This is a genomic window from Fructilactobacillus hinvesii (assembly GCF_024029435.1).
Classification (GTDB): domain Bacteria; phylum Bacillota; class Bacilli; order Lactobacillales; family Lactobacillaceae; genus Fructilactobacillus; species Fructilactobacillus hinvesii.
The window spans coordinates 40626-57495 of record NZ_CP097118.1; the positions used below are offsets into that span (position 1 = coordinate 40626).

Sequence of the window (16870 nt, forward strand, 5' to 3'; positions counted from 1 at the left end):
TTCGGAAGATAAACAACTTTTACAAAATAGTTCTTAATCTCATTGAAATGACATACTTCTAAAACGAGTGGCAGTGTCGAGAAACTTTCCGAAGAGTTCTTAATCTCATTGAAATGACATACTTCTAAAACAATAAAAAAGGAGGAAGCAACATGGATAGAGTTCTTAATCTCATTGAAATGACATACTTCTAAAACACGTTCATTACATTGTCGGCACCGCTAACGGTTCTTAATCTCATTGAAATGACATACTTCTAAAACAACGCCTAAGCGAATCATGAAAGAACTTGAGTTCTTAATCTCATTGAAATGACATACTTCTAAAACAGCGAACCTGCTGGTTGGTCCCATTGTTATGTTCTTAATCTCATTGAAATGACATACTTCTAAAACAACAACACGTGTCTAGCTTTGGCAGCAATAGTTCTTAATCTCATTGAAATGACATACTTCTAAAACAACACCCGAGCGGAAGAAACCGCCCGTAAAGTTCTTAATCTCATTGAAATGACATACTTCTAAAACCCAACGGTAAACCAGTACAATAATCTACCCGTTCTTAATCTCATTGAAATGACATACTTCTAAAACACACCATTATCTTTCTTTCCTCTTTAGGAGGTTCTTAATCTCATTGAAATGACATACTTCTAAAACGTACCGACGTTCTTCGTCCGCTTTGCTGTCGTTCTTAATCTCATTGAAATGACATACTTCTAAAACCCAACAGTGAGGATGCTTTAACAGCAGTTAGTTCTTAATCTCATTGAAATGACATACTTCTAAAACGCCGGCACTTGAATTACGGAAGTGAAATTCGTTCTTAATCTCATTGAAATGACATACTTCTAAAACAGAAACGCGTCACGTGATGGCTGAAACCGCGTTCTTAATCTCATTGAAATGACATACTTCTAAAACGTCGTGTTCTGAATCGTCCGCAGCTTTCATGTTCTTAATCTCATTGAAATGACATACTTCTAAAACATCAGGGTGATTTAGGACGGCAACGCCGTTGTTCTTAATCTCATTGAAATGACATACTTCTAAAACAAAACCATTTTTTACCCTTTGGGACGATGGGTTCTTAATCTCATTGAAATGACATACTTCTAAAACGAAGAATATGATATTGATGCACGCGCCCACGTTCTTAATCTCATTGAAATGACATACTTCTAAAACCAAGGTGCTTTACTTAAACAGTAAAGAAAAGTTCTTAATCTCATTGAAATGACATACTTCTAAAACTAGGTTTGTTGATTTTATCCCCAATATGTTGTTCTTAATCTCATTGAAATGACATACTTCTAAAACTAATGATAGCTTTAATAAGACCTCAACATAGTTCTTAATCTCATTGAAATGACATACTTCTAAAACGGCAAGTGTTGACGAATACGACTACTATTTGTTCTTAATCTCATTGAAATGACATACTTCTAAAACTGCCGGCCGCTAGTATGAGCCATCTCATGCGTTCTTAATCTCATTGAAATGACATACTTCTAAAACCCTCGACCAGGATTTAACTCCGGAAGCCGCGTTCTTAATCTCATTGAAATGACATACTTCTAAAACTTTCTATTTTATATTATTCCTTTAGCTATGGTTCTTAATCTCATTGAAATGACATACTTCTAAAACCGTCTGTAATAATTCACCAACTAGCGTTCAAAAATGACAAAATCCTTATCAATGCTGTAATAACGGCATTCTTCCAGCAATTGGGAGTATGGTTGCCAGGAAAAATCTAATAGTAAGACATGTAATTCCAACTGTTTAATCAACCTAAATATCTGAATTTGATGTTCTTCATCTAAATAATTGAATAAATCATTAAGAACAACTAACTTTCTAAAATTAAATTTATGATATAAGTTAAGAACTTCCTTAATTATATCATATGGCGAAGATAATGAATTATCTAAAAAGCTGACTCCACAGTATTTATACTGTTTTCTTAAGTCCCATTCTTCATCTACAGCTAAGGGAAAATCTTCTAAATAAATTGAATTCAGAAAAATGCTTTTTACCTCTCGATCCAATTGATATAACCGTTGTCGTTCATTTTCATTTAGATTATCTATAATTTCCTTTTCAAATTTTGACTTGAAGGATTGAAATAGATCTGGATTGGTAACAACATTACCCAAGAAATCCAGTCCATTATTAAGTTCTATTTTTTCATCGTTTTCACTTAAAACTAAATTATCATTCCTTTGAAACCCCATGATTAAATTGGAATAAAAAGATTGGTTGTTAGTTCTAATAATGGTTGGAATCCCTGCTTCAATTTTAAAGGCATCGTACGGATACAAAGTAAGTTTCATATTACCACCGTCCGATCCGAGGTATTTCGTACATCATCCTTTTGATCTCCAACCAAGAAATGCATACTGTTATACTGCTTTTCCGTCACAGTGAGTGTTTGAATCAATCCTCGCGGTGGCAAAAAGGTTTTAATTCGATTTTCCGTAAACTGCGCTGATTGTTTTGTAACACAAACCCGCGCGTACACAGAATACTGAATCATTAAAAAACCTTCATTAATTAATTCTTTGCGAAATTGACGGTAATTCCGTCTATCTTCACTTGTATCTATCGGTAAATCAAACATTACGATTAAGCGCATAATCCGATATCTCATCTCCTAATTCCACCTCAACTTTAGCTGTCTCCCGTTCCCCATTTAAATAACCAATACAATTATTAACGTGCGTCCGCAGTGCATTTTTCAAAATAGTATTTTTTCCGTTGAACTTTAACTCCAAGTTTAATAAATCGATTAACTTAATTTTAACTTCCGGTGTTAGTGCTTCAATTGATTGTTCACTTACCCACCAATCAATAATGGGACGAAATGGTTCCATTAAATCGGATCCCAAATTAAATTGATTTTCATCGTTGTGATGATGAATCCCTAATTGGGTCAAACAACCAGTAGCCACAATGTTCCGATTAATAAATGACAATAAAATCGAGTAACCATAGTTTAAAGCTGCGTTAGCTGGTTGAAAGTTACGCCGTTCAAAACCAGTTTCAAACAATAACGGGAAATATTTCCGCGCGACAACTGCTTCACGATTGCTTACGTCATTGACCTCAATTTTACGAAACTCATAATCTAATTCGCTGGTATCAATTTGTTGCTTTTGCAGTACTGTAATTTGCATCTGAATCTTCGCAGTTACTAACCAAGTCCAGAGCATCTCTTTTCGTACATCATCCCAATTAAATTGTTGTTCCAATAATGAAACACTTCGATTATTTGGTAAATAATCAACGGTTTCACAAACTGGTTCCCCCGTATCATCCGAAAAAATAACTTTAACGGCCGCCCGAGCCAATTCACTAACTGCTCGAGCAGTAATCACTGCTTGAGTTGTACTAATCAAAAGAACTTCAATATCATCAATTGGGATCTCATTGATATTTTGATTTGTCTGCACAATGATTCTTCGTCCCGAATAAGAAATTTTAGAATGTTGCGTGACTACAACACTTCTCCACCCCATCTGTTTCCCTCCTTGACTTTTATTAGAAAAGTCGTTATATTTATTTTGTTGGTTGGGATGCCAACGATTTTTAATCTCATTGAAATGACATACTGAGTTAAAATCAAACAATGCCTCTGGCGGAGTTTATCCTTGTGAGCCCTTAAGGGCCGTACATAGAACGAAGGGACACTATCATCTGATAGCGTCCCTTTTTGTTACTTAAGTTTTACAAATCAGAAATTTTTACTATACGTGAAAACAATCCGGTTGGGGATTGGTAAATAAATTCGGTTTCTGGATCAAATTTAATACCAGCAGTTAACACGAACCTACCCCAATATCTAGACATCCCAATACTAGAAAGATTTGTAATTGTAGCATTGGCATGCAATCCAATTAATAAATTATCAATAATCGTTCTCATTTCTTCTAAATTAGATAAATCATTAAATTTAGCTTTAACAGTTAAAATATCATCAAAATCATAAGCTTTAAAATAACATTTCCCGGTATCAATAATTTCGTTAAATGCTATGATAAGCTCATCACGACTAACTTCACTTATTTTTTTATCTAAAATTTTCATTGTTAAATCAGGCAGCACTAATTGTTGTGCATTATGCTCATAATACTTACTACCTAAAGTAAAGTACGATCCATTTTCCTTAATAAGCTGATTAATGTAGACCTTATTCTTAATAACGTAATATTCGCTTACTTTACCATTTTTTCCTGTAAACTGTGGTCGAATCGATTTATCAACCATTTCATCGAACGACATCCCTTGTTGTTGCCATACCAGATTAGAAATTGGTACATTGGCTAAACGATATTCAGATTTTTTCCCTTTAATCGCTTTAACTAGAACCATAAAAGAAGCTGATTGACTAGTGTATCCTCCATATATTTCACTTGGACGGTTTTTCTTTATATCTATTAATTTATGGCTTTTTTTATCATGTGCAGGTGCTGGAAAAACCGTTTGCTTAAACAAATTACCATGATTAGTTTCCAGTTCTTTGGTTACTAACATTTTCTTCAATTGATATATCTTACGCATGTATCCTAGCAGTTGATCAGAATCATTTTTAACGGTTCCGTCTTCATCAATTTTATGTTCTTGCTCAAATCGATACAGGAAGTTAAATTGCTTAAAGTCTTTAATTCCAACCTTAGCAAAATCCCCATACACAAAATATGGTTTTAGCTTTGGATATTGTTGTAATAACCAGTTTCCCACAAACGCTGATAGATAAGCATCAAAAGCATGGTGATAATCATTAACGTTTCGATTTTTATAGAAATTAAACTTGGTTCGCATGTGATGGGTTAAATCAGCTTTGACCGTTACAACATTAGTTTTACCATCATTTCCATACTGATTCTGTAAAATTTCTGCGACCAGTTTAATAACCTGTCTAGTTTCTACTAGTTGCCGATTAATAAAACGTCCTTGATTATTAAATTTACTAATCTTATCGGGAGTTAACGTTAAGTTATTGTACTTTTTCCAAGTCATTAGTCCATGTTCGCGAAGCGTGTTCCAATAACCTTTCATTTTAGGTCCAAAAATTTCCCCCGGTAATTGATCAGCTTTCTTAGCTCGATTATTACTCTGAGAAGTTAAAACACGATTATCTAACGAATTATCCAGAATAAACGATTGGGGCAGGATGTGGTCAATATCGTACTGAGAGAGCCGATCAATATCTAACGGTTCTCCAGAATAAAGATCCTTCCCTCCTTGCACAAAGTATAGATAAAGTCGGTCGTTAATCTGTATCTTATCCTTAGTTTTTCCCTTCAATTCTGCTTGGACTGAATCGCTAACTTCGTCCTTCGCTTTTTCAAACATTTGGTTTAATTGACGAGAACGTGAATTAATCAGCCGATGATCTTTTTGATCTTCCCGAGCAAATTCAATCATGATGTTGGATGGTGCATAGCCCATGGCCTTTTCGATATCATCCACAACTAACAGAACCTGCCGAATGGCCTTTTTATTTTGGGGGGATGTGTATAAATCAGCGATGACATCGAAAACGTTTTGTTTAGCTAGCTTCTCGCCATTAAATTCCTGAATTGCTTCCTTAAAACCATCATCAGCTAACGTTTCCATTAAATTCTGATCGGTATTCCACAAAACATCAATTATCCGTTCCCCGTTAGCGTTCGTAATGCCAGTTAATAGTTGTTGGGATAAACGTCCCCAGCCCTGATACCGATGCTTTACCAGGCGCTCCTTTTGCTCCTGGGTAAGCCAATCAATCGTGTCTAGCTTTAGCTTAAAAATATGTTCATCTTCAAAAATCGTTGACCATTCAATAATTCGTTCCAAGTCAGCTTGCCGATCTGGATTATCAAGTTGATCGCCAAAAATCGGCTTAAAATCGTTGTAGGTCCCCAACGTGTTATTAACATTCTTTTGATCGGTCGTTCCAGAAAGATCGGCATCTGTTCCAATCCAACCTTGGACTTGCATGAAATCAGCAATTCGTTTCAAAGAAACCCGTCTATGGTTTTTATATACCTGATTGAAAATTGCTTGTTTATAATCAGGGTCTAAAGCTACTTTCTTTCCATTTACGTTAACCTTTAACTTATTTAATTCATTTAGAACCGTAAATTTTTGGTACAACAAACTATTTTTGGGTAAAACCGGCGCCCCAATTAAATAAGTGTCAGTCGCGGTCATTCGTTTAATAAAATTAGTGGCTGAAGCTGTTTTATCAACTTTTTCTTCAAAGTTCCAAGGTTTAATTTCACCTTGTTCTTTGCGCTTCATCCAGGCAAACTTTCCATTTTCTTGATTTACCTGGTTAGGATCCACCATCGGGCCTACATAATAAGGGACTCGGAAGGAAATTAAAGCATCTAAATAGTCCTTTTCTTTTAATAACCATGGATAGTATCGTCCCTGATTCTCAATAATGGCATCAAGTTCTTGTTGTTGTAATTGATACGGAATCGCTCCATTTTCCTTAGAGCGCTGTTTCGGCATAAATTGCCCCTTATCAATCGCATTTCTAATTTGAGCAGCCAGAGCAGAGTCGTCCAATTGTTTTTCAACTCGTTTTGCGAACTCATCCCACGGTATTTTTTTATACTTGCTAACCTCTCCATCGACATAATCAGCATAAGCCTGCTTTAATGCCTTGGCTTGTTGAACTTTTCCGGCTTGTTTTAGTTGCTCTGCCATTAGTTTTAATCGGCTTAAATCCTGACGATGTTGATCATAACGCCCTATCATGGCAGCTGAAACACTCTCATGCATCGACCCATCTTCTGAATTTTGTAAAATCCCGGCTAAATCAATCGCAAAGTAGAGTTTTTGCAGAATCATTAAAATTTCTTGATCCTCATCCGTAATTTGCACACCTAAAGCTGCAATTTTATCATCAAAATCATCACTATTGAACGTTAGAGAAAAATCCTTGGGATTTGGAAGATCCTGCATTCCAAAAATTACGTTAAACTTTGCTTTCAACCCTAAAACTGCCTTAATAATTTCTGTCGCAATTTTTTGATTAACCTGATTCTGATCTTTTGCTCCTCTGACAAAAATTTCACTAGCGACTTGCTTTTGCCGATCACTTTTAGAATGATCCTTATCAATTAAAGTGGGAACCAATTGATTTACGTCAGTAGTTTTAAGCACTAAACTGTCTCTTTGCTGCCGTACAAAAATTTCATTTAATCGCTGAAATGCTGACGATAAATCGATGTCACCACTTTTAAATTTGTCAGCGGTCGCTTTATTCAAAAAGTGCCCTCGGTATTTAATCAAATGATGCACAGCTAAATAAATTAAACGTACGTCAAATTGGTGTTTTTCCGTCGCTAAAGCATGCCGCAAATGATAAATAGTGGGATATTGATGGTGGTAGTCTTGATCAGTAAAATCTGGATCATTAAATAAAATATTTCCCGTAAACTCCTGTTTTTTATTGGGATCCAGTGGTGAAACGTTTGATTGCCGTAAGCGCGCATAAAAACTCTGGTCCACTGTTGCAATGGGAGCATCAAAAATTTCCGTCAGTAATCGTAATCGCCACTTGCGCCGTGACAACCGACGTCGGGTTGTCCGAAACCCTCGTCGTTCTGCAGCTGACTGCCCTTCTTTAAACAAACGTGTCCCAATTCCATAGTGTCCTTTTACAGACAGCAAATGATTATTTTCATCGGTAATTGCCCATCCAATCGAACTTGTTCCAATATCTAAGCCTAAATTGTACGGTACATTTCTTTTCATCACGGCCTCCTAATTAAATAATAATATTATTATATCATTATTCAAAAAATAACCCAGTCGTTTAACTACTTCATTCATCAGTTTGTCATTCATAAAATCCCAATTGACGCTTGTTTCATTAAATTCTAAAATAAGAGCAGTCTTAACAAAATTTTAAAAATTACCGGTCGATATTCTGACAGGAAAGTGGGTTTACGATGGCCAAAGTTCGATCATTCAAGTTATTATTTCTTTCGTTCATAATCTGTTTTAGCTTCAGCGGGACAATCATCACTGGTCATGCAGCGGTCAATGAGCAAGATCTTCCTTTGACCGACCAAACGGTTCATTCCCAGACTAAGGGAGCCGTTGCCATTGATGCTGATAACGGTCAAATTTTATATGGCAAAAATTCAAATCAACGTCTCCCAATTGCCTCTGTCAGTAAACTAGTTACGCTAGTCATCGTCCGCCAAAGAATCCATGATCACCAACTTGATTGGAATACCAAGGTTCCGATTGGTCGTGCCGTTGCCACTTTAAGTCAGAATCCTTTGTTTACCAACGTTCCCCTTCAGGCAGGTCAAACATATACCGTCAAGCAGCTGTACAACGCTAGCTTAGTAACATCCGCTAATGCTGCCGCCATGGCCCTTGGTAATTACATTGCTGGTCCAAACGGTGACTTTGGGCAAATCATGCGACAAACGGTAGCCAAATGGGGAATTAAGAACGCTCCGCTTTATAATGCTTGCGGTTTAACTAATCGAGAATTGGGCTCTTTAGGAGATGATAAGCTTAGTGGTTCTACTGAAAATAAACTATCCGCCACAGAAACGGCTCTCGTTGCTCAAAAGCTTTATCGATTAGATCCAACCATTGTGCAAACCACTTCTTTAAGTCAAATTAGTTGGAATGGGATTCCAGAGCCAGCTACCAATCATCTGGTTGGTAGGCACGCTGGCTTTACAGTAGATGGCTTCAAAACTGGGACGAGCAATACGGTTGGAGAAAACTTAGTCGCAACCGCAACGAAAGGAAAGCAGCGCGTTATTACCGTTGTCATTGGAGCTTCCGTCGGACAACGAAACCTCCAAACCGTTAAAATTCTTAACGGACTCAATCAGCTCAAGGTGGTCACGCCCAACCGTCACATGCTTCCGTACCAAACTCTGCCGGTGATTAACGGGAAACAACCAACCGTTTCATTAGGATTTAATAATCCACCGCATTATTGGTTACGCCATTCAGACCAATTAAAAAGTCGCCTAGAGCCTAACGACGGGTTGAAACAGTTCTTCACGCCGTTAGCTCCCCTTCAAAAGGGACAGCCATTTGGTCACTTAATCGTGACAGCACCCCACCTACAGTTTCTCCGTTCTCATTCCTCATCCGTTCCGGTAATCTTTACCAGTTCCGATGCAATTGCTTGGGGACGCCTCCTGTGGGGATTAATCGAACTGATTATCATTCTGGCCGGCTTGGGCTACTTCGTCATCTGGCTCAGAACACGTTATACGCCCCGCCATTAAATGAAACTAAAAACGGATTCTTCCAATTATTACTGGGAAGAATCCGTTTTTAGTTAGAATAATGTTCGTAAAAAAGTAGTTAAATCGGCATAAAAACGATCTGTTTCATCAATCATCAAATTATGACCGGAATTTTGGTAGTGCTTTAATTTTAAATTAAGATAATGTCCGCGGAGTCTTTCCACGTCCTGATTTCCTACGATATTATCATATTTACCAACCAAGGCAGTGGTAGCTAACTTAGACTTTTGTCCCCTTAAATCTGGTAATTCGTAACGAATGGACTGCAGCGCACGCGTTAACACTGGACTTTGATTTTGTGTCATTACGGTAGCAATCTGTTGCTGATAATACCGATATTTTAGTTGATTGAGGACCACGTTCACGTTTGCAAAATCAGCACTAAATTGAGTTACATCTGGGCTTACGTAGGTGTGTTGTAATTGGGCTAACTTTCGTTTGGAAGTTGCAGGCACTACCATTGGGACAACTAACAACTGCGCCACTAATTCCTGGGGAAAATAGTTAACTAATCTTGTTGCTAGGTAGCCACCATATGATTGTCCTAATACGACAAATTTGGATAACTGCAACGCCTTAATAACTTCAACTACCATTTGTAAAGTCTTCGCTGAATTAATAAACAATTGATCACGTGATTTCCCCATTCCTGGTAAATCGATATAAATTCGTTGATAAGCAACGGATTGATTCTGAAAAAAGGGTTCCAGGAGTGGCATCAGGCTAGAGCTATCTAGTTCATATCCATGCAATAAGACCACGGGAAATCCCTGTCCTACAGTCATAAAGTTTAGCATTTATTATTCTCCATCAATTCGTTCCAAATCATTAATTAATCGCATTATATCATTTTGGGATTTCAAATTTTCCCTTAATAACCAAAAGCCTCCTGACTAGCAATTCCTAGTCAGGAGGCTTTTTTTAGTTAAACCTAAACTTCTTTATCAGTTTCCGTTTCCACTCCGATTCCATCATACTCATCCAAAATAATGTCTTTCAAATCAGCAATCAATGGTTCCTTCGGGTTGGCAGTTGTACATTGGTCCCCGTAAGCTAATTCAGCTAACCGTTGTGCTTTGTCTTCCAGTTCTTTGCGGTCCACGCCTTGGGCTTTCAGGCTCAGGGTTACGCCAACTGAGTGAGCTAAGTCGATCACTTTGTGAACCAAAGCTTCCTTCAGTTCTTCGTTGGTGTTTCCTTCTAAGCCAACGTAGCGCGCAATTTCTGCGTAGTCTTGATCAGCCCGGAAGGATTCGTACTTCGGCCACGTTGCAATCTTCTTCGGTTGTTTGAAGTTGTACCGAATGACGTGTGGCAGGGTGATGGCAATCGCAATTCCGTGGGTAATCCCGAATTGACCCCCGAGTTTATGGGCAATTGAGTGAGTAATTCCCAAGAAGGCATTCGCAAAAGCCATTCCGGCAATCGTAGAAGCGGTATGCATCTTGTCACGGGCTTCCATGTCACCGTTGTAAGAAGCAGTCAAGTTATCAAAAATCATCTTAATTGCTTGCAGTGATAACGGCCGGGTGTAATCAGAAGCCATTACCGAAACGTATGATTCAATGGCGTGGGTCAAAGCATCCAATCCAGAAGCGGCAATTGTGCTCTTTGGCACCGTCTTCACAAATTGTGGATCAATGATTGCCACATCTGGAGTTAAGGCATAGTCAGCCAGTGGGTACTTAATGTGTAACTTGGCATCCGTAATAACGGAGAATGGGGTTACTTCAGACCCAGTTCCAGACGTACTTGGAATGGCAACCATCTTCGATTTGCTTGGTTTTTCGAAGCGGTAAGCCCGTTTCCGAATGTCCAAGAATTTTTGCTTAGCTCCAAAGAAGTCCGTTTCGGAGTTTTCGTAGATTAACCACATCATCTTAGCAGCATCCAGAGGTGATCCTCCACCAAGGGCAATAATCGTATCAGGTTGGAAGCCCCGCATTTGCATTACTCCGGCATCCACCGTTTCCGTCGTTGGTTCGCCGTGAATGTCATCGAAGATGTAGTATTGAACCCCATCGTCGCGGGCGTTCAGTTCATCGAGCACCTTGTCAACGTAGTGGTATTTAACCATGGATGGACTCGTAACAATAAAGGCTTTTTGAATGTCCGGCATGTCCTTTAGGTAACGCACGGAGTTCTTTTCGAAGTAAATTTTTGGTAGTTTAATCCATTGCATGTTATTTCTTCTCTTTGCGATTGTTTTAATGTTCAACAGGTCGTAATCCGTAACGTTATGTGAAATTGAGTTTTGCCCCCATGATCCAGTTCCTAAGGTTAAGGAAGGCGTCATGTTGTTGTACAGGTTCCCAATTCCTCCTAACCCAGATGGTGAGTTCACGATCACCCGGGAAGCCTTTACGGAAACTCCAAATTTCGTTGCCAATTCTTCGTTAGTAGTTTGAATGGCAGCCGTGTGTCCTAATCCACCGTAGTCTAACAGTTTGTTGACAATCTCAAAGGCCTCTTCATGCCCTTTCGCACGGTAAACCGAAATCACAGGAGATAATTTTTCTCCAGACATTGGGTACTTCGGTCCAATTCCGGTCATTTCTACGGCTAAGACCTGGGTGTCCTTTGGAATCTGGATCCCAGCCATGTCAGCGATTTGTTGAGCAGTAGCCCCAGCGATTGGTCCTTTAACACTCAAGCGCGTGCTATCGAACATAGCATCAGTTAACTGTTGTTGTTCCTTTTCGGGAACAAAGTAAACCCGGTTGCGTTCCAGCTGTTCTTTCACGTCGTCATAAATCACGTCGTCAATCACAGCACTGTTTTCCGTAGCACAAATCATCCCGTTATCAAACGTCTTGGATAAGACGATGTCGTTCACAGCTTCTGGAATCTTGGCCGTCTTTTCAATGTAAACCGGACCGTTCCCAGGACCAACCCCTAAGGCTGGTTTCCCGGTGGAGTAAGCAGCCTTAACCAGACCAGGACCACCCGTAGCTAAGGTACAAGCTACGCCAGGGTGCTTAATCAAAGCGTTCGTAGCTTCTCGGCTTGGTTCTTCAATCCATTGAATACAGTCCTTAGGAGCCCCAGCGGCTACGGCAGCATCGCGCATGATCCGTGCTGCTTCAATTGAGGATTGTAAGGCTTGTGGGTGCAAACTAAAGATAATGGCATTCCGTGTCTTCATTGAGATAATCGATTTAAATAACGTCGTTGAAGTTGGGTTCGTTACGGGAGTAATTCCTGCAATCACTCCCAGTGGTTCTGCCACTTTAATCAAATCTTCTTCTGAATTTTCGTCAATCACACCAACCGTTTTGTCGTTGCGTATGCTGTGCCAGATTTCTTCGGTCGCAAAAAGGTTCTTAATCGCCTTATCTTCGGCCACTCCCCGTCCGGTTTCTTCGTAAGCCATTTTACCAAGCCGTTGGTGGGCATCGACCCCGGCAATTACCATGGCGTGCGTAATTTCATCCACTTTAGCTTGGTCAAAGTGACTCATTTCGTCTAAGGCAACGTGCGCCTTTTTCACCATTTTATCAATGGTAGCGTCAATTGCTTTGGTTTCTTTTGCTTCTTTTTTGTCAGACATGTTCTTTCCTCCGGTTACTTTCATGTTCTGCAGGTTCTAGTCCACTTCCCAGTTGGACCAGACTGTTTGCCGGTTATTAATTTACTTAGACCGTTTGCCCGGTAAAGTCAAAGACGACCCGGCCCACGATCTTACCGGCCTTCATATCATCAATGACATGGTTAATGTTTTCCAGTTTGTCAGTTTTAACGATTGGTTTCACTTCGCCAGCAGCCCCAAATTCGAAGGTTTCCCGTAAATCTTCACGGGTTCCTACTAACGAACCAGCCACCTTAATCCCGTCTAAAACGGTCTTATCAATGTTTAAGGCCATGTCACCCTTGGGTAAGGCCACGGCAACCAACGTTCCGTTCGGAGCTAAAGCGTTAACCGCGTTGGTAAAGGCCGTCGCACTAACCGCCGTAACGATGGAAGCGTCCACTCCGCCATCAGTGGCTTTGATAATTTGGTCGGTTGCATCGTCATCGTGCCGGTTAATGACCACATCTGCCCCGTTTTCCTTAGCGGCTTCTAGCTTGGCTGGATCACCGTCGGTAACCACTACCCGAGCACCAAAAACGTGTTTAGCGAGTTGGACGGCTAGATTTCCTAGTCCCCCGGCTCCGACAATTTCGACCCAGTCTCCAGGCTTTGTGTCACCTTCCTTGAGGGCCTTGTAGGTGGTTACCCCAGCGCAGGTCAAGGAGGTGGCCTGGACGGGATCTAATTCATCCGGAACCTTAACCGCGTACTTAGCATCCACGATGCATTCCTCAGCCATGGCTCCATCCACGCTAAAGCCGGCGTTCTTTACGTTCCGGCAGAGGGTTTCGTTTCCAGTGACACAGTACCGACAGGTGCCGTCCGCTGAGTAGAACCACGCAATTGACACCCGATCACCGATTTTTAAGTTATCCACGTCTTTACCAACCTGGATTACCTTACCGACCCCTTCGTGACCAATAATTCGCCCTGGCACCTCGCCAAAGTCCCCAGCGGCCACGTGTAAATCCGTGTGACATAATCCACAATATTCAATTTTAACTAATGCTTCATGATCTTCGATGGGACGTAACTGAACGTCTTTGACGTCTACGTATCCATCTGAGTTCGGATGCACAACTGCTGCTTTCATGATTCATTCCCCTTTCCAAACCAAACCTTTACTTTACGAATTCATTATATTGTTACAATATTCACATGTCAACAAAAAAAACCACTTTTTTTCATTAAAAAAAGCTTAAGTAATCCGCCAATCGTTGCAATCACCGCTTTATCATACCCAATCGGGTAAAATTTAATTTTGTGTGAAGATACACAAAAGCATCCAAATAAAAAGAGTGCCGTTCGTAATTACAAACGTCACTCTCACTGTTATTCTAATCGGGATAACAGGAATTGAACCTGCGACCTCATACTCCCGAAGCATGCGCTCTACCAAGCTGAGCTATATCCCGCTAGTATCATTACTTAACTATGATACCACAAAGTCGGTTAGTGGTTAAACCATAAATTGTTACACTCCCCTGTTACTGAAACGGGTTATAGAACCGCCCGTGATTAACCTGAAAGAGCACCAGTGTCATCACTAGTAACAAGATTGCTAACCCAATCACCACAGCATCCATTCTGCGAAACGGTTGAGCCGTGTACCACGTTCGCTTTTTCTTACTCCCAAACCGACGCAGTTGCATGGCCGTGCTAATTCGATCAATATTTTCAAAACTAGCTAGAATCAACGGAATGATAATGTTAATGATCCCGTAAAGCCGCGTGCTAAGCTTTCCTTTAGAAGAAAGTTCAATACCACGGGCCTGTTGGGCATCCTTAATTTCGCCAAATTCGCGTTGCACATCTGGAATGTAGCGTAACGTAAGTGCCACGGCGTAACTAATCTTATAGCTAATTCCCAACCGGTTCAGACTCGATGCAAATAAGCTGGGATTCGTCGTCATGATAAATACCAGGGCTAGTGGCACCGTACAGATGTATTTGAGCGTCACGTTTACCAGGTAAAACAGTTCCTGCGTGGTAACAGTGAAATAACCCGCCGACAACAACACCGTTTTTGTGCCGTACAAATGCACTCCGTACTGGGGAGAAAAGACAAACACCAGTAAGACATTTAAAATCGAAAAGAAAGCGATAAACTTCACCACAAAGGCCACCTGGCGCCATTTTAGGCGTGACCACCAAAAAATCACCAGTGACAAAATGGCTACTAACCCCAAAAAGCGGGTATCGAAAGTGGTCATGCACGCAATGGAAACAATCAGAAAAAATAGTAACTTGGCCGTGGCGTTGATTCGGTACACAAAGGTCGTTCCCGGATGATAGCCCAACGTGTTAGTTTCGTTCACGTTCATTTCCCCCTTCCTTTAAACCGGCAATTAAGCGGGCTTCCGTCGTTTCACACCGTTTTGCTAACGTCCCTAAACTCGTCGAACACAAGTGGGCCGCTTGCATTAGCTCTTGATCGTTGAGTAGCTGCGCTGGGGTAACGTCAGCCGTCAAGCGGCCTCCTCCGACCACCAAGACTCGATTACTGTACTGTGCCATCAATTCTAAATCGTGAGTAATCAGCATGATGGTCATTCCCCGTTGGTGCAACTGTTCTAAGAAACTCATGATTTCTGTATAGGTCTGCCAATCCTGTCCGGCGGTGGGTTCGTCTAAGATCAACAGCTGGGGCTGTAATACCAAAATGGCTGCGATGGTGACCCGCTTTCGTTGCCCAAAGCTAAGCGCACTGAGGGGCCAGTTGCGAAACGGATACAGTCCACACACCCGCAATACGTCATTGACCTTTGTTTCAATCTGGTCTGCATGGCGTAACTGCAAGCCCAACGCGACCTCGGCAAAGACCGTTTTTTGTGACAGCATCTGGTTAGGATCCTGCATCACGTACCCAATGTGCTCCGCAATTTCTTTAATGGAAGCAGGCTCCAAGGATTCCCCCTGCCATTTAATTGTTCCAGTGCCCCGTAAAAAGCCACAAATCAACTTCATCAGGGTTGATTTACCGGCCCCGTTTTGTCCAACAACGCTAATAAAATCTCCCTGGTTAATCGTGCAGTTTACATCCTTTAAGGTTGCCTGTTGACTGGTTGAGTACTGAAAGCCAACGTCTTGTAAGGTTAGTAGTGGCGTTACCTGTGTTCTTGTATTCACCGTTTGAGTTTCCATTGACCCCCAGCGCTGGATTTGCTTCTGGTGCTCCGTGGTCAGCTCTAGCTGATGTACATTTGCTAAGTTTGGCACGGAGGTCACGTCCACTCCAGCTGCCTTTAACACCCGAACGTAGAGTGGTGGTTCAATTCCGTTCGTCTCTAACACGTCCGTTTTCAATAACGTCGTAATGTCCGAATCACTGACGATGTGGCCATCGTTCAACACAATCGCGTGATCAAAATCCAGAGCCGAAACCAAATCCAGCCGGTGTTCAATCATCACCAGGGTAAAGCCGAGTTCCTGCTGTAATTTCCCCACGAGGTCTAGAATTTCATGACTAGCAATCGGATCCAAATTAGCTAACGGTTCATCTAACAGTAAAATGGGAGCCTGATTGACTAGCACTCCGGCTAACGACACCTTTTGTTTTTGGCCCCCGGATAGAGACTGGGGCGCTTGTTGTAGTAAATTCTGAATTTGCAACCGCTTGGCCCACTTTGCAACCACCTGCTTCATTTGCGTCTGGGGCATGGCGTCATTTTCGAGCATAAAAGCCATGTCTTCGCCTGCAGTTAAGCCCGTAAACTGACTATCTGGATCTTGGAGTACGGTTGAAACGGAAAAAGAAAGGTCAAACAGGGACGTGGTGCCCAGCGGATGACCCGCTACTTGTCCACTCCCCGTAATGGTGCCCTGATCCTCACCAGGAATTAGGCCGTTGATACACTTTGCTAACGTTGACTTTCCGCTTCCAGACGGTCCTAAAATCAACAACTTCTCCCCCGGCTGCACGGTGAGGTTAACGTTAGTTAAATTCGGTTCTGCCTGGCTATTATATTTAAACGAAAAATCATGAAACTCAATGATCGGTTTTGTCATCGTGA

10 protein-coding genes, 1 tRNA gene and 1 CRISPR repeat array (1 of these 12 running past the window's edge) are annotated in these 16870 nt (G+C 40.9%); of the genes, 1 reads left to right on the forward strand and 10 read right to left on the reverse strand.

Annotated elements, in window-relative coordinates; all coding sequences use genetic code 11:
- Positions 1-1649: direct repeats of the CRISPR family, unit length 36 nt; unit sequence GTTCTTAATCTCATTGAAATGACATACTTCTAAAAC; it begins 37 nt to the left of the window's first position.
- A gap of 20 nt (positions 1650-1669) precedes the next feature.
- From csn2 to cas9, 4 genes are all read right to left on the reverse strand, one after another.
- Complete coding sequence (csn2, locus tag M3M39_RS00225; protein WP_252797243.1) at positions 1670-2335, reverse strand: type II-A CRISPR-associated protein Csn2; 666 nt, start codon at positions 2333-2335, stop codon at positions 1670-1672.
- Entirely contained in the window at positions 2332-2637 is a 306-nt protein-coding gene (gene cas2, locus M3M39_RS00230) for a CRISPR-associated endonuclease Cas2 (RefSeq protein WP_252797900.1), read from the reverse strand. The genes csn2 and cas2 overlap by 4 nt, the downstream gene beginning before the upstream one ends.
- Positions 2615-3520, reverse strand: a complete 906-nt coding sequence (gene cas1, locus M3M39_RS00235; RefSeq protein ID WP_252797244.1) for a type II CRISPR-associated endonuclease Cas1 — start codon at positions 3518-3520, stop codon at positions 2615-2617. The genes cas2 and cas1 overlap by 23 nt, the downstream gene beginning before the upstream one ends.
- 208 nt (positions 3521-3728) lie before the next feature.
- Entirely contained in the window at positions 3729-7754 is a 4026-nt protein-coding gene (cas9, locus tag M3M39_RS00240) for a type II CRISPR RNA-guided endonuclease Cas9 (protein ID WP_252797245.1), read from the reverse strand.
- Between the two features lie 197 nt (positions 7755-7951).
- Here cas9 and M3M39_RS00245 point away from each other — a divergent pair, with 197 nt between their 5' ends.
- Complete coding sequence (locus M3M39_RS00245; RefSeq protein WP_252797246.1) at positions 7952-9265, forward strand: D-alanyl-D-alanine carboxypeptidase family protein; 1314 nt, start codon at positions 7952-7954, stop codon at positions 9263-9265.
- 53 nt (positions 9266-9318) lie between these two features.
- Here M3M39_RS00245 and M3M39_RS00250 read toward each other — a convergent pair whose 3' ends face one another.
- From M3M39_RS00250 to M3M39_RS00275, 6 genes are all read right to left on the reverse strand, one after another.
- Positions 9319-10083 (reverse strand): alpha/beta fold hydrolase, encoded by a 765-nt coding sequence (locus tag M3M39_RS00250; RefSeq protein ID WP_252797247.1) that lies wholly within the window; start codon positions 10081-10083, stop codon positions 9319-9321.
- Between the two features lie 134 nt (positions 10084-10217).
- Positions 10218-12836 (reverse strand): bifunctional acetaldehyde-CoA/alcohol dehydrogenase, encoded by a 2619-nt coding sequence (adhE, locus tag M3M39_RS00255; protein ID WP_252797248.1) that lies wholly within the window; start codon positions 12834-12836, stop codon positions 10218-10220.
- 85 nt (positions 12837-12921) lie between these two features.
- Positions 12922-13950 carry an alcohol dehydrogenase AdhP gene (adhP, locus tag M3M39_RS00260; RefSeq protein ID WP_252797249.1) on the reverse strand — a complete coding sequence of 343 codons (1029 nt, stop codon included), beginning with the start codon at positions 13948-13950 and terminating at the stop codon, positions 12922-12924.
- A 248-nt stretch (positions 13951-14198) separates the two neighbouring features.
- Positions 14199-14272: transfer RNA gene (locus M3M39_RS00265), tRNA-Pro, on the reverse strand.
- A 72-nt stretch (positions 14273-14344) separates the two neighbouring features.
- Positions 14345-15175 carry an energy-coupling factor transporter transmembrane component T family protein gene (locus M3M39_RS00270; RefSeq protein WP_420842998.1) on the reverse strand — a complete coding sequence of 277 codons (831 nt, stop codon included), beginning with the start codon at positions 15173-15175 and terminating at the stop codon, positions 14345-14347.
- Positions 15162-16865, reverse strand: a complete 1704-nt coding sequence (locus M3M39_RS00275) for an ABC transporter ATP-binding protein (protein WP_252797251.1) — start codon at positions 16863-16865, stop codon at positions 15162-15164. The genes M3M39_RS00270 and M3M39_RS00275 overlap by 14 nt, the downstream gene beginning before the upstream one ends.
- Positions 16866-16870 lie beyond the last annotated feature (5 nt).